The organism is Pseudomonas sp. 2822-17 (assembly GCF_002742485.1).
Lineage (GTDB): Bacteria > Pseudomonadota > Gammaproteobacteria > Pseudomonadales > Pseudomonadaceae > Aquipseudomonas > Aquipseudomonas cyclaminis.
In genome coordinates this window covers 1-14,738 of record NZ_LJRZ01000441.1, presented here as the reverse complement: position 1 = coordinate 14,738, position 14,738 = coordinate 1, and the positions used below count along the sequence as shown (strand labels likewise).

Genomic DNA, 14,738 nt, shown 5'->3' with positions numbered 1-14,738 from the left:
TTTCAGGTGTTGGCAGTGGTTTGGGGATGCGTGGCGGCGAGCAGCGTGCGGCCAATGAAGTCCTTGGCGCCGGTGACGCCCGGCAAGGTGAAGAAGTACCCGCCGCCGACTGGCTTGAGGTATTCCTCCAGGGGCTCGCCGTTGAGCCGGGTCTGCACGCTGATAAAGCCTTTCTCCAGGTCAGCCTGGTAGCAGATGAACAACAGCCCCATGTCCAGCTGACCGTTTTTATTGACGCCGTTGGAGTAGTTGAACGGCCGGCGCAGGATCAGGTTGGCCTGAGTCTGCGGGGTGCGCGGGTTGGCCAGGCGTATGTGCGCATCGAGCTTGGTCAACTTGCCTTCCGGGTCCTTGCTGTAGTCGGGCACCTGGCTTTCCTGGCGGCCATCCATCGGCGCGCCGGTGGTCTTGACGCGGCCGATGATGCTCTCTTGTTCTTGCAGGGGCGTGCGGTCCCAACGTTCGACGAAGTTGCGGATGATGCGCACCGCCTGATAGCTGCCATGGGCGGCCCAGGCCGGTTCGTCGCTGCCGGTTTGCACCCAGACGATCTGGTCCATGGCCTTGGCGTCGTTGGAGTTCGGGTTAGCCGAACCGTCACGAAAACCCAGGAAGTTGCGTGCGCTCTGCGCCGGCTCGCCGGGTTTGGCCGGGGCCTGGGGCGGCACGCTGCCTTCCTGTTTCCAGCGCACCAGCAACAGGTCGGGGAGGTTTTTCACGATGTCGCGCAGGGCGTGGATATTGGTGTCCGGGGTGTTGGAACAAAATTGCAGGCTCAGGTCGCCGTGGCACTGCGCCGGTTCCAGCGCGTCGTTGGGGAAACCGACCATGCGGCTCAGGCGCTTGGGTTTGGCGACGCCCAGGCCGAAGCGCTCATCGAACAGCGACTCGCCGACGGACACCGTGATGGTCAGGTTGTCCGGCGTGACCACCGGGCCAAGAATCCCTGAATCGGTAGGCGGCAGCTTCGGGTCGATCTGGGCGACGGTGCCGCCGGTCATCAGGAAACTGATGCGTTCGTTCAAGGTACGGAACAGGCGCTCCAGGTCTTCGCGGTCGCTGGCCAACACGTCGAATGCCACGAGCATGCCGCACGCCGGGCGCGGGGTGACGATGCCGCTTTGGTGCTGGCCGAAAAAGTCGTGGTGGTCCTGGGTCTTGTCACTGCGCGGCGCGGTGGTGACTTGTTCCTGGGCGGTGGCGGCCATGGCCGGGCAGCTCAGGCTGCTGCCGGCAATCGCGGCGCCAGTAGCGGCCATGCCCAGCAGGACACGGCGGCGTTGTAGATCAAACGGTGTTGAATCACTCATGTGTGCGGTCGTCTTCACTGCAGGCCGGAAAGGCCAAGGGCGGGGTCGATTCCATCGAGTGCAACGGCCAGAGCCTTGGCCTTGTCGGCGATCTGCTTGCGCTGATCGGCGGTGACGCTGTCATACGTGGCGTAGCCGTTGTCGACCTTGAAACCCTGGAGTTCGGCATCGAAAGCGGCGAGGGCGCTGTCGATATGCGGCAACAGGTCGGCGGCGGACTTGGTCAACAGTGGACGCATCAACTCGACCACCTTGTGCGCAGCCTCCAGATTGGCGGCAAAACCATTCAGGTCGACATGGCTGTAGCGTTCTTCCTCACCGCTGACGGCACGCACATCGGCCAGGCTGTTGAGGTTGCGCACCACGATGCTGACCAACTGCTCCGGCGGCAGGGACTGGGCCAGCAATTGCTGTTTGAGGGTGCTGACATCCGTTACCAGGCGCTGCGCCACCGGGGCCAGGCCATCAAGGCTGCGTTGCTGGAACAGGCTGTATTCGAGGCGATGGAAACCGCTGAAGGCCGGGTCTTGCTCACGTTTTTCAAAATAGTCGGCACGCGCGTTGATTGCGTTGTCCAACTCGGCCAGGCGCTGGGAGGCCGGTGCCAGTCGTTGGTAAGCCTCACGGGCCGGCACATACAGCGCCTGGGCCTGGGTCAGGTCACCGGCGTCAATGGCCTGCTGCAAGGCGGTCGCAGCCTTGACCAGCGCGCTGCCCTGGCTGCTCAAGTACACGCGGAACTCCGACAGCGGGCCGATAAACGCCACCATCGATGGCTTGGCCTTGGCCTGGGCATCGGAGGCGGCCGTCGGCGTCACATGCAGGGTGCCACGGGGGTTGCTCAGCAGGCCGCAGGTGATCGCATAGTCGCCGGGCAGCAGGTTGGCGTTGATCACCTGGCTCAGGCCGGGGGCGATGTTTTCCCGTTCTTCGACTACCAGCACGCCGTCGAGGATTTCCCATTCCACGGCGCGGTCGGAGCGGTTGATGATGCGAAAGCTCGCACGCCCGGCCGGCACTGTCAGTGCATTGGGCTCGCAGGCGTGGCCATGAATAGTCACAGCGATTTCATTGTTGTTGGTCTGGCGCTTGGCGGCGGCCAATTGCGAGGCGTAATAAAACAGGCCACCGGCGGCGATCATCACGACCACCGAGCCGGCCACCGCCCAGCGCAAGGCGCGGGGAGGCGAGGCGGGTTGAGGCGTTGGGCTGGACAAGAGACGGTCCTTACTGGCTGGAAACGGAAGAGGGCGTGTGGGCGGGTTTGGCCGGTGCGGCAGGCAGGAAGAACATCACCAGCGCCACCACCAGATAAATCAGGTAGGCCCCCAGGGTGCTGACGGTTGGCGCTTCCTGATAGCCGAACATGCCGGCGAGCACCGAACCCAGCGGGCTGTCCATCGGCAAGGCGGCGCTGAAGTCGAACAGCACGGTTTGCAGGTGGTTCCACACGCCGGCTTCGTGCAGGGCCTGTACCGAATTGGCCAGGATGCCGGCGGCAACCACCAGGATAAACAGCCCGGTCCAGCGGAAAAACGCGCCGAGGTTCAGGCGCATGCTGCCGCTGTAGATCAGGAAACCCACGATGATTGCCAAAACCAGGCCGAGCAGGGCGCCAATCGGCGCGCCCGGCCCTTCGCTTTGCTGGAACACGGCGAGCAGGAAAAACACGGTTTCCAGACCTTCACGGGCCACGGCGAAAAACACCATGAGGATCAATGCCGTGACCTGGTGTTTAGAGCCGGTCAACGCCTGATCAAGAGAGGCGTGCAGCGAATGCTTGATGGAGCGCGCCACTTTGCGCATCCAGAACACCATGGAACTGAGAATGCCCACGGCCACCAGGCCGACAATACCTTCGAACAGTTCCTGTTGTTTTTGCGGGAACTCGGCGCTGACCAACTCCAGGCCACCGCCCACCAACAACGCCAGCGCAGCGGCGAGAAATACCCCGATCCACACCGCCGGCATCCACTGGCCACGGCCGGTCTGTTGCAGGTAACTGGCGATGATGCCAACGATCAATGCTGCTTCAATGCCTTCGCGCAGCATGATGAGAAAGGGGACAAGCATTCGGCACCAGAACGTAACTAGATAGGAGCCTAAGTTGTAACATAATGATACTCATTACTAAACAGCCAATCTTGACGTTTGCTGAACAGGGGCTGAACGGCCCTGAGAAGGCCGTTCAGTAGTCCTGCCCGACGGCCTGGTTATAGGTATCCACCAGCAAGTCAAAGCGCCGTTGAGTTTCAAAGTAATCAGCGTCCAGCCGCTCTGGGTCGGGGTTTTCGCTTGAATGCCGGGCAAGTGTTTGCAGCGCGCCGAGGTAGGCGTAACCGGGTTGTTTAATCTGCTGCCACAGCCGTTGGGCCTCGGCCTCGGAGGTCGGTTGATTGGGGCGCAGGTACCGCTGGGCGTAATCCCAGGTTTGCTGTAAGTCGCTCAACGCATCCGTCAATTGCTGGGGGGATCGCGGGTCAAGGCTGTGCATCGTGTCGCGGGTTTGCAGGATCAGGCCAGAGATAAGTGCCATCTGGTGTTTGTCACGGACCTGCAAGTGCTGCAGTTGTTGCAAGCGTATCTGGCGGTCGGCTTTGTCCACGGCGGCGCGCAGTTCGGATGAGACTGCGAGGAATTTTTCCGCCACGGGGAAGAACCGCGCATCGCTGATCGCTCGCTGCGCAGGGGCGAGGCCAGGAGTGGTTGCGTTGGGGTAGAAGTCGAACTCCTTCACCGATGAATAGACCTGCAGCAGGTGGTCCATATAGTCATCGCGAAGCGCGGCGACCTTCGGCAGGTATTTGCGCAGCGCGCTTCTTTGCGAGGATGTCAGCAGGCACAGGTCCGGGCGCTTGGCGTCGTAGTCCAGCAGGCTTAATTGAGGGCCTTGTGCGCGCTGGTACAGCTCGGGAAAACGCTCGATGAAGTCCAGGCTGGGGTCGTTGGCGCGGGCGCTGCGATTGCGGTAGTTGAAGTACGCCAACCGCCAATTGCTGTCGACTCGGTTAAGGCAATCGATCACCGGGCGCAGCGCCTGGGCTTGCTGGTGTTCAAGCGCGGCCTGGCGGTTGGCCCAGGTTTTCAGTGGGGCGAGCAGATCGGTATTCGTCAGCAGGCCCACGGCGCTCAGCGTCAGGGGCACGAGGGTGCACAGGGCGGCAATGGTGATGCGGTTCATGGTGTACACCCCGGCGCGCCCGCTTTGAGCGCACTGCAAGGGCTCATCAGGTACGGTTGCAAGCCCTCGTCACGGTGGATACGTTGACTGTTTGCGTACATCAGCGCGGCGCTCAGCAGCAGGGCGCCGAGGCCCAGGCAGGTGGCCCATTGGCGTGTCGACGGTCGCGCAGGCCAGCGCCACGTCAGCGCTGCACGTATCGACGGTCGCCCGAGTACGCGCTGCGCCAACCCCAGGCCCTGCAGCGTCAGCACATAGCCGGCGAACGCGTAATTGCCCAGGATGATCCAGATCAGCAGGCCAAGCACCCAGCACGGCAGAATCTCGCGGATCACCAACGGCGGCGGCCGGCGAAAGCTCAGCCAGGGCGACAGGTGCGCGGCGAGCTTCTCGTCGATTTCACCGCAACCGTCAGTAGCCGGACGCCAGATGGCCAGGATGAGCAGCGCCGGTATGGCGATCAGGAAGGCCCAGGTCGGGGCCATGCCGAGGGATTCCATCAAGGTGTGGTCGGTCAGTTGCTGGTCGTGGATCGCCCAGCCTGCGGCCATGCCCAGCAGCGCCACAAACATTGGCCAAGGGCGGCTGATGCGCTCCCAGTCGCGCCAGAAGTAAGGATCCTCATCGGGCATTTGCGCGCACAGCGCCGGGTATTGATTGAGCAGGGTTTCGCTGAGGGTGCGGCAGGCGTTCCAATCGGACTCGCCAAAGCGCCGGGCATAGCGTTGGCGTTGTTCCAGCGTCAGCTCGCCGAACAGCAACCTGGCCGCGCGCGCCTGCGGGTCACGGCTGTTCAGGCTGGCCTGGTGGTAGGCCTGCGCTTTGAAACGCTCCAGGGCGTTGCGCTCCTTTAACGCCGACCACTCGGGCTCTGGGCAGCGGTTTTCCAGGTACTGATCGGACCAGGCCTGCTCAGTGCACAGGGTGTCGAACAGCGCCTCGGACCAGAAGCTGCTCGCCAGCAGCGTACGGGCCAGCGCGTCATTGAGCCGTGCATGGCGCGCCAGGGGCTTGAGCCATTCGGTGTTATGCAAGTCGATCAAGGCGGCGGTGAAGGCCTCGACCTGTTGTTGATCAAGCAATTCGGTCAGTTGGTGCTCGACCTGGGCAAACATCTGCTCCAGCAGCGCGGCCAGGCGGTAGTCAGGCAGCCGCGCCGGCGTTTCCCGCTGCCAGGGGCTGAGCCAGTGCAGGTGAGTCACGGCCCAGTCCGCAATCGCGGGTTCCGTGCCACTCAGGCAGCGTTGCAGCAGCAAGGCTTCAAATGCCTCGGCGCATTCATTGTCCTGGGCTTGTTGATAGAGAAACGCGAGATTGGCCGGCGTGGCATTGGCCACCAGGGCTTGCGCCTGGTCGTAGCGCGTGTCGGGCTCGGCGGCGGCTGGCTGCACGGTGTCGACCGGCAGGGCTTGCGGCACTTCGACGGGCGCCTCATAACGGCTCCACTGCAACGCGTGCTCATAGGCCTCGCGCAGGCGCTGGAAGCCGACAGGGTCTTCGTCCGGGCGATGCTGTTTGAGCAACACCGCGTATTGGCGCTTGATACTGCGGGTATCGGCGTCGGACGGCAGCCCAAGTACTTCCCAGCAACTCATCGATTCAACTCCCTGTCGGTAAAAATCCCGGCGCAGAATACCCGAGACCGGCCACCCTCTGCCTACTCTTTTGCCGCGTGACTGCCTAAGATGGCCGCACTTCACGTCACACAGGGCACGGACTGCACCCATGTCGGAAAAAGACACCATCTCCCTCCACCTCGTGCGCGAGGCCTTGTTGCAGAGCTGCGCAACCGGTGCGGCCACCGTGGAGGTGTTGCGCAAGGTCGGGATTGATCCTGGGTTGCTGGAACAGCCGGCTGCGCGCATTCCGGCTACGGCCTATGCACGGTTATGGCGCCTGCTGGCCCGGCGCACGGACGATGAGTTCTTCGGCATGGACCCGCGCAAGCTCAAGTCCGGCAGCCTGGCGTTCCTCTGTCGCGCCTGCGTGGCGCAACCCACGCTTGCCGCCAGCCTGGAGACCGGATTGGGGTTTCTCTCGCTGATGCTGGAACGCATGCCCGCCCAACTGGTGCGCCAACAGAGCCTCGCGGAAATCGTGTTGCTGGAGCCTGAAGATGAACCCAGTCGCGCTTTCACCTATTTCACCTACTGGATGATCGTGCACGGCGTGGCCTGCTGGCTGGCGGGACGGCGCATTCCGATCCTGGCCATTGAACTGCGCTGCCCACCGCCGGATTTTTGCGATGACTATCAGGTGATGTTTTCCGACAACCTGCGCTTCGACCGACCGCGCACTCGCATGATCTTTTCCGCCGACTGCCTCGATTTGCCGATCAAGCGCAGCCCGGAAGAACTCAAGCGCTTCCTGGCCCATGCGCCGGCCAACATCCTGGTCAAATACCGCGACCCCGACAGCCTGGCCAACCGAATCAAGCACGACCTGCGCCAGATGCCCGCCGACACCTGGCCGGAAACCGAAGGCCTTGCGGCCACCTTGTGCATCTCCGCCTCAACCCTGCGCCGACGTCTGGCGGAAGAAGGGCAGAGCTATCAGGGCCTCAAGGACAGTGTGCGCAAGGAGTTGGCGATTGTATGGCTGGCTGAACCGCAGATCAGCTTTGCCGAGATTGCCGCGCGGTTGGGGTTCGCCGACACCAGTTCGTTTTATAAGGCGTTTCGCAAGTGGGCGGGGTCCAATCCTGGGCACTATCGGAGTTTGATTTTGGGGGAGCCCCGTTAAACAGCGCACAGGACTGCTGGCGGCCAAGACTTTTCCTATCCCATCTATACGATTCCCTGCGGCAGGGTAGGCACTCTTCAATCGTGAAAGCGTGCTCCCCAAATGCCCAAGGTCGCTGCTACCCCTGAGCCTGTTGTCGTAGGTTTGCTGTTTACCGCCGCCCGCACTCAGCCAGAGCGTTCCGCTGAGATCAACCGTCCAGAACCGTTGCTACGCCCTTCGACGCTGCTTCATCACATCCCAGGCCAATTGCAGGGCATCAGCGATTTTTCACAAGCCATGCTCGACACGGCTGTACTGGATGCCAGAAACAAGGAACGCTGGCTCGTTGCCTTGGAGCAAGGCGTGCAGGGCAAGGCTGATCAGGACCGTATCGACCTCGCGGACATCCGTTTTTCAAGCGTCACGGGGTCCACGCTGGCCACTGACGTTCAACGCGGGCGCAAGGTTCTGGTAGCCCTGGCGAATCGTCCAGGCATGCAGGTGCTCTGGCGCAACCATGGAATCGACGGCCAGACCGCCCGTCTACGCATCTGCGATGGCCGTTTGCAGGCGTTGGGCAGTGCAGGTCGCTGGATCGATATGAGCGACGATGTATCGGCCCGACCCGGCTTGAAGAAGCTCTTCGACAGACTGCTGAAAATGGCGCAAACCACCGGACATGTTCTGCACTCCACGGGCGAAGTCGACGCGTTGCAGGTACTGCGTGTGATGCTACCCGAAGCAGACGGGCAGGACGTACTCCGCTCGGCCGGGGCCATTCGCAATCTGATTGGCTGGCAGCGCCATCCGTTTCCGGCCAGCCCGCCGATGGGCAACTACACCGGGCCATGGCTGGCGCTGGACGCGCCGCTGAAACTGAGCCTGGAAGACCGCCGAACGCTGGTGGAGTCTTTTGAACGCTTCGTCGGCCCACAGTGGCTGGACCAACTCCAGTCTCTTTCCGGTAACGTCGATGCGCATATCCCTGGGCTATTACACCGTCAGAAAAATCTCAATGTGTATCGCCAGCATCGTTTGCTGGAGGGGTTGAAGCTTCCCCGCGCTGGTTTACGCGAAACACAGCTCAATCAGTTGCTGATCACCGCGCACCTTTTACGTATTGATCCGCACCTGGGACAGCGGAGAAATCACGTGGCGGGTTATGACGTGTACTCGGTACAAAATACCGGGCTCAAGATGGCCGATGTTCGCAACGACCTGCAAACGCACCTTGTGCACAACAAAGGCGTGCATCCGGACGCCGTGGACGCTGTAAGCCATCTATTTCTGGCGACTGTCGCGCCAGAGTTTCTGGTGCGTGATACCCCGGACACCCTGCACATAGGTTCTCCCGCCTGGCTGGTGTTGAGGAAAACCGTTGCCCTGCTTGAAGCGCACGCGCCAGGGTCGAGTCGGACCCTGACGTATGCTCAAGTGCTGGAGCGTGCGGCTCTCCAGCCGCCAATACCCGCGCTGATGCCGTTTTTCCTGGCGGCCGAGGCCGATCCGTTGCTGGATTGGGGCGTGCTCAATGGTGTGATCGTGGGCCGCGCGGATGACCATTACACCGTCGAAGATCTGCGCAAGAGCGCTCAGAAATACAACGACTATATCGAGACCACTCATAAAGCCACTGCCGCCCTGCAGACGGCTCCCCTGACACGCAGAGAATTGGCAAAAGCGGACCTCAAGGTGGCGTTCCCAAAGCGGGACCTGGAAAAACCCGTGCAAAAAGACACCTATCCGATGCCCTTTTTCATGGCCGACCCCGAGTATGAATTGAGCTTGATTGACCTGCATATGATGGGCGCGTTGAAGAGTGGCGAGTATGCGCAACACGTGGCCAACGGCCCGTTTGGCGGCATTACGGTGGACGTGGCCGGGGATCTCGCCGATCTGCAATCGGGTTTTGATCGGCTTCGCTTTACCAAAGACCGACTCGAGCAGTCTGTAAAGTTGGGTGTCGACACGTTCAGTTCGGCCATCACTACACGTATCAAGGACTTATTCAGCAAAATGCCTTTCCAGGACCGACAGTTGCTGGAGCGAGAAGAACTGACGTTTTACAGGGTGGAGGCCGAGTCCATCACTGCCGAGGGAAAGTCCATCAGCAGTGCGGATGAACAAAAGGAACGCGTAAAGGGGCGTTATGGTTTTATCGTCCAGGCGGGACAGGGTGAAGAGGCAAAGTGTTTTGAGTTCTGGCCCTTGAGGGGCCAGTACTTCGAGCGTCCGGCGTTCCTGAAGACACTGGCCCGAGGCGAAGCTGTCGTGCCCCGTCTGTGGGTGACAAAACTGCAATCCCATGTGGACGGCCAAGGGGCTGCGGAGTCCGAGGTACAGATACGAGCCTTGCACGAAACCCTGCCGGCCGGTGGCGGGCGTGGATTAATGGCAGACGGCGGATATTTTTCGCAGAAGAGCAGGGATTTTGCCGCCTATGTGCGGCGCCATGATCTGGTGCTCAATCGACAGGAACTCCTGGGCTCCGCCATGGGCTCAACGGCGCGTGAGCGTTTCGAGGCACGCACGCAAGAAGCGGTACAGACGATTGAAAACCTGCTTATTCCCTTTAAGGGCTGCTATGACGACATCTCCTCCGGTCGCGTAAAGACCGACCTTGGCGCGCTCACCGGCTGTGCGCTCGACGCCTTGATGATCGGTTCAGTGGTTGCGGGCGAGGCTGTGGAAGGGGCACAGGCTGTCAGTCGGGCAGAAACCGCATTGTCCAAGGTGTCGGCGGCTACCAGGGCGTTTGGCAAGCTGACCCATAGCCTGTTCAATCCTGTTGCGGGCTTGGAGCAACCGTTACAGCAAGGCTACGAATGGTTGAGCAAGCGCAGTTTCTTTCGTCTGGGCAAGCCCTTGGGTGAGCTTCGTACAACCTGGAATACCGCGCTGAAAGAGCAACTGGGCCCCCGGCCCTTTACCACCGAGCGTCCTCGGAAAATGCGCAGGCCGTCTGTTGACGGTGAGCATCTGCGTTCACAGGATCCCGCTCAACTGCCTTCCCTGGCGACCGCCGAAGCGTCCACCGCAACAACCCCGCTTGAACAAAGCCGTCAAGCCATTGAACGGGCACTGCCCATCGCCCGGGAGCGGCTCAATGGCGCCCTGCGTGCGCTGTCCGATCCTGAGTTGGAGAAAGACCTCAAATTTGTGTGCAAAACGTTCTTCGGTTCGGACTCCGATGATGCAGTAGCTGCCTTTACGCGCAAGCAGCGCACCATGAAAGCGGACTTGGATAAACTGGATCTTTCCAACATCAACTTCCTTGAAAACGAGGGTCCCGAGTGGCAGGCCCAGCTCCTGCCGTCGTCCTACAGCCGCTACAAGGCAGGCAACCTTCAGGAAAAATATATTGAAGTGAATGTGGACGGCGCCACGCACTATTACCGCTACATGGGGCGTAGCGATGAGGCTATGGCCAACACCCTGATCTATGAACAGGCCCATGGATTTCCGGGTGATGAGGATTACGTGTATTCCGGCGCGATCAAGGGGGGCCGCGAGGACATCGCAGACCTGCTCAACCTGGGGAAAACAACGGACCCCAACCATTTTCGCCACTTGGGTGACGAGGTGCAGGAGGCGACCTTGAGCTTGTTCGCCAAGGCGCCCCAAGCGCATAACGCCGACTCGACCCTGTTTGGCATTGCGTTGCTGGACCAGGCTAAAAACAACCGGGCGTTGTACGAGGAAAACGTGAAAGCGATTCAACAGGCGCTGGAAAAGGCCAAAGACAATGGCGGCGTGATCGCCGAACACTTGCCCGTCAGAATTATTCGCAAGCGTGCAGTACGCAGCACACCTTTGCCGCGCTTTGTACTGGTGCGCCACGATCAGACGGGCAACATCGTCCAGGTGTTGGAGCGGCTTCCACGGCCAGGGGGGCACGGGCCTCATGCTTCACGGCCTGTCAGTGAGGTTGTGCAGGAGGTGTTCAAGTGGCATTGAAGCGCGTGTTCGAATGCACTGGGAAAAAACGGCTTGGCTGAGCCGCGCACAGCTTTGCCGGGCGACTGGGAATGGCGGGATGCGCCCAGCCTTATCGTTAGGGTCTGCCGGTTGCCGGTTCCAGGAGTTTGGCCTTGGCTAGCTGCTGGATCAGTGCTTCGCTGGGTTTTGGCGGGGGGATATTGGCCAGGCGTGCTTCCAGCCATTGCAGCTTGCCGTCCCAGGCGGGGAGTTTGGCGGGGGGGAGGGGGAGGATTTCGTTGATTTCGGGGACTTTTGGGTCGGCGTAGGAGTACCTCGCAAGCACGCGCCAGATTGTTTTATAGCGATCAGCGCGTTCGAGGTCTTGCTGTTGGTTGAGGTAGTACAACCTATCGGATGAGGGGGGACCGCGAAAGGCCTTATCCAACCTACTAGCAGCGCTCTCGCGACCTGCCACAACGCCCATCTGGAAGACCTCAAGCGCTTCTTGGTACCGACCCTCGATTTTAAGATCGACCCCCAAAGCGACAGCTGCCTTGCCATGACCTTGTTCGGCCGCACAGCGGCGCATCTGCCGTGCAACATCAGGCGCGATGTCAATCGGCGCCAGTATGTCGCCCACATCGTATTGCGCTTGGGCACTGCCTCCGTCAGCCGCCTTTCGAATATAGCGCAGCGACATAGCAGCATCCTGCTTCAGTCCGGCTGAACCGTTCTTCAGGAAAACGCCGATAAAGTAGTACCCCGTCGCCACATTCGCATCGATCAGTTGCTGGCTCAGACGCAGGTGATCCGCGCCACGGAGCTTGAACTGACCGCGCATGGTGCCGTTTTGCAAGTTGATATTGGCTTTGTAATGACCATTCTCGGCAGCAATCCGGTACAGTCGCTCGATCTCGGTATCCACGCTTTTGTCCTGCTTGAGGAGGTTGTTTTTTTGTAGCCAGCGAGCGTACTGGAATAGCTCATCGGCCTCGGCGGACGATGCAGGAATTTGCTCGTGTACACAGGTAAAGGTCAGCCGGGCTTTGATCTCGGTCAGTGGGTTCATGGATATGCCCTGGGTCGGGTGGGTAGGAGCGGCGCCGTTGTCGCAGGCGGCCAGCAGCAGGCTTGTAAGCAATAGGAATCTGCGCATCAGTCAAGGTCCTTCACGGTCTTTTCGCCGTAATAAAACTCGACGAGCGGAGTGTCGGGCGCCAAGTTCTTCGATTGGCGTTCTTTGTTTTCCTTGATGATGTTGTCCCAAGCATCGAACGCCTCCTCCGCATCATCCTGCGCCCCCCTCCCATCCGTATGCAGATTCCACAACCTGCGCCGCAACCCCCGCGTCACACTCATCCACTCATGGGCAATATTCAGCTCGCTATCCACCTGCATGCTGCGGGTGTTGATGTTGGCTGAGCCGTGGGTGGTGAACACGTCATTGACGATCATCAGTTTGGAATGGATGTACACCGGCATCCACGGCTTGCCGGCAGGCGAATCCGGTGCGACCAGTGAGCACACGTGCACTTTCAGGCCTGTGCGCGATTCTGGTTTAACCGTGCTGTCTTCGATTGCCGCAATCTCTGCTCTGAGATCCATCTGTCGAATGGCATTGTTTCTGGCGGCCACGCGTTGGGCTTCTCGGGCTTTGTCGCTCATCTCGCCACCACCGAGTGCGTCGGTGAGGCTGGTCAAGGTGAGCAAGGCCTGTCGTTCGAGGAGTTCCGCCAAGGTCGGCGTCTGCGCTTCGGCTTGGGCTTTGACCCTTTCAATGCGCTGCAACTTGGTGATTTCAGGAATGGTCTCACCGCGCCCGAGGCTTTCGAGCATGCGCTGGGTGTTCAAGCTTCCAGGGCCTACGCCGTCAGTGCTGGCATTGGTGATCACAAACAGGTGCAGGTTGCCATGCAGGCCCGGATCGCGCCCTGCACGGGTCTGGTCAGCCGCCGCTTTTTTGATGGCCTCGGCCAGCGGTGGCCAGCGAAAGTACTGGTTCTCGATGTAGATGAACTGCGTCGCGTTGTTGACCGCCTTCAGGTAGACCTTTTCGATATCGCGCTTGCCGTCTTGTGCCTGGGTGCGCAGGATTTGAGCCACTTGCCGGGTGATGCCGGGAGTGCATTGCAGTTGTGGTCCCAGCACCATCGCCTTGCGCGATGCGAGCAGGTCCTCGCCGGTTTCCTTGCGCCAGGCGCTGGCGAAGTTATGGTGCAGGTGCTCCAGAATCGGCCCGCTGACCTGGCTGGAAATATCCTGACGAGGGGCATCGCCACGGGGGCCGCAATCAGGTGCAGGTTTGCTGCCCTCGGTGCGATTGAGCGCCGAGTGCCGGTCGGTGTCCCAGTACTCATCGAGCATATTGTGGCCCATGACAAAACCAACGGCGCTGTCCGGCAGTTCGTAGTCGACCAGCACTGTTTTCTGATGGTGAGTCGCGGCGACGGCCAGGGCGCCCAACGTGCTGTGACTGAGCTGCGGGTCGAGGCTTTTGTATTTGGCCTGATAGGCGATTTCAGCCCGCTCATAGACGCTGAAACCACGGCCGACAAATACCGGAATACTGCGCGCCGCCCTAAGCCCTGCCGCGATGTAATCGGCCGTCGCACAGCGGGCAAACCAATAGCGGTCATAGGCGTACTGATCCTGCGTGGCGTTTTGCAGCGCCCGATCCGAGATACGCAGCGGGCCTTTGCCGGGCAGGTTGGCCTCACCCCCTAAGCCAGCACTATTAAACGGTGCTTCCCAGCCCAGCACCCGCACCTCAATCCCTTCCCGCGCTTTGGCCATCAGCAGTTCACCGATGCACGGCGCACGGCCATCACGGATGAAGAACATCGACGGCTGGAAGCCCCAGCAGATGATGTCGACCGTTTTGGTTGCCTGGGCGATCGCCAGGTGCACGGCCTTAAAGGCTTCTTCACCGTTAATCAGAGGTTGATAGGTCGCCATCGCGGGCGGGTATTCGGTGCTCTGCACGTACCAGGGCGGGGTGCAAGTGACCTGCTGGGCGTGTTGCAGGGCGACGGGGCTGATGATGTCGGGTTCAATCATGAGGTTTTCCCTTCCTGGTCACTGATTGCGCTGATCGCTGCGGCGTACAGGGCACGATGGTCGGTGTGCGAGGTGGGCTGGCTTACCTCGGCGTCGGCTTGCGAGCGGTGGTTATGCATGCCGCCATTGGCAAGATGGCCTTGTTCGGCGTTTCGGTAGTCGGTGGGGACCGGGATCTGGCAGCTCACGCCGTTGGCCAACGCGATTCGGTATTGCTGGGTGACGACCGCGTGGTCGATTAACACGTGCCCGGACTTGTCCAATACGCCTTGCTTGAGCACGACACCGTCGGCGTACAGCGTGTACGGCATGCCTGCCCAGCCTTGATCAGAGGCATTGGGGGTTTGCGGCATGCTGAGCCGCAGCGGTTGTTTGAAAAGGTTTTGCGGATATTCGGGATGTGCGGCTTTCAGGCTGGCGGGGCCGGAGAACGCGTAGTGCTCCGACTTGATGAGGTAGTCGCCCAACGTCCCAGACTCGATGCTGCTTTGATCAAGGGTGATGTAACTGCCCCCTGCGTTGAGGGTGATTTTCTTTTTCGCCGT

10 protein-coding genes are annotated in these 14,738 nt (G+C 60.8%); 2 read left to right on the top strand and 8 right to left on the bottom strand.

Going from position 1 to position 14,738, the window contains the following annotated elements; all coding sequences use genetic code 11:
* Positions 1 to 2 precede the first annotated feature (2 nt).
* From efeB to AOA60_RS15400, 5 genes are all read right to left on the bottom strand, one after another.
* Positions 3 to 1,310: an iron uptake transporter deferrochelatase/peroxidase subunit gene (gene efeB / locus AOA60_RS15420; RefSeq protein WP_099585261.1), complete on the bottom strand. Its 1,308-nt coding sequence runs from the start codon at positions 1,308 to 1,310 to the stop codon at positions 3 to 5.
* A gap of 14 nt (positions 1,311 to 1,324) precedes the next feature.
* Positions 1,325 to 2,527 carry an iron uptake system protein EfeO gene (gene efeO / locus AOA60_RS15415; RefSeq protein WP_099585154.1) on the bottom strand — a complete coding sequence of 401 codons (1,203 nt, stop codon included), beginning with the start codon at positions 2,525 to 2,527 and terminating at the stop codon, positions 1,325 to 1,327.
* A 10-nt stretch (positions 2,528 to 2,537) separates the two neighbouring features.
* Positions 2,538 to 3,383, bottom strand: a complete 846-nt coding sequence (gene efeU / locus AOA60_RS15410) for an iron uptake transporter permease EfeU (RefSeq protein WP_099585153.1) — start codon at positions 3,381 to 3,383, stop codon at positions 2,538 to 2,540.
* A 115-nt stretch (positions 3,384 to 3,498) separates the two neighbouring features.
* Positions 3,499 to 4,491, bottom strand: a complete 993-nt coding sequence (locus tag AOA60_RS15405; protein ID WP_099585152.1) for a DUF3829 domain-containing protein — start codon at positions 4,489 to 4,491, stop codon at positions 3,499 to 3,501.
* Entirely contained in the window at positions 4,488 to 6,086 is a 1,599-nt protein-coding gene (locus tag AOA60_RS15400) for a J domain-containing protein (protein WP_099585151.1), read from the bottom strand. Before AOA60_RS15400 ends, AOA60_RS15405 begins: the two co-directional genes overlap by 4 nt.
* A gap of 130 nt (positions 6,087 to 6,216) precedes the next feature.
* Between AOA60_RS15400 and AOA60_RS15395 the strand changes: the two genes are divergently transcribed.
* The gene (locus tag AOA60_RS15395; protein ID WP_099585150.1) at positions 6,217 to 7,233 is read left to right on the top strand and encodes an AraC family transcriptional regulator; all 1,017 of its coding nucleotides are present in this window, start codon (positions 6,217 to 6,219) and stop codon (positions 7,231 to 7,233) included.
* Positions 7,234 to 7,335: 102 nt separating this feature from the next.
* Positions 7,336 to 11,172 (top strand): hypothetical protein, encoded by a 3,837-nt coding sequence (locus AOA60_RS15390; RefSeq protein WP_099585149.1) that lies wholly within the window; start codon positions 7,336 to 7,338, stop codon positions 11,170 to 11,172.
* Between the two features lie 97 nt (positions 11,173 to 11,269).
* Here the strand turns inward: AOA60_RS15390 and AOA60_RS15385 are convergent, their stop codons facing one another.
* The 3 genes from AOA60_RS15385 to AOA60_RS15375 form a co-directional block, all read right to left on the bottom strand.
* The gene (locus AOA60_RS15385) at positions 11,270 to 12,292 is read right to left on the bottom strand and encodes a sel1 repeat family protein (RefSeq protein WP_099585148.1); all 1,023 of its coding nucleotides are present in this window, start codon (positions 12,290 to 12,292) and stop codon (positions 11,270 to 11,272) included.
* Complete coding sequence (locus tag AOA60_RS15380; RefSeq protein WP_099585147.1) at positions 12,292 to 14,193, bottom strand: phosphatidylserine/phosphatidylglycerophosphate/cardiolipin synthase family protein; 1,902 nt, start codon at positions 14,191 to 14,193, stop codon at positions 12,292 to 12,294. The genes AOA60_RS15385 and AOA60_RS15380 overlap by 1 nt, the downstream gene beginning before the upstream one ends.
* On the bottom strand, positions 14,190 to 14,738 hold a 549-nt coding region (locus tag AOA60_RS15375; RefSeq protein ID WP_143522449.1), incomplete at its 5' end, for a DUF2345 domain-containing protein. The genes AOA60_RS15375 and AOA60_RS15380, both read right to left, overlap by 4 nt.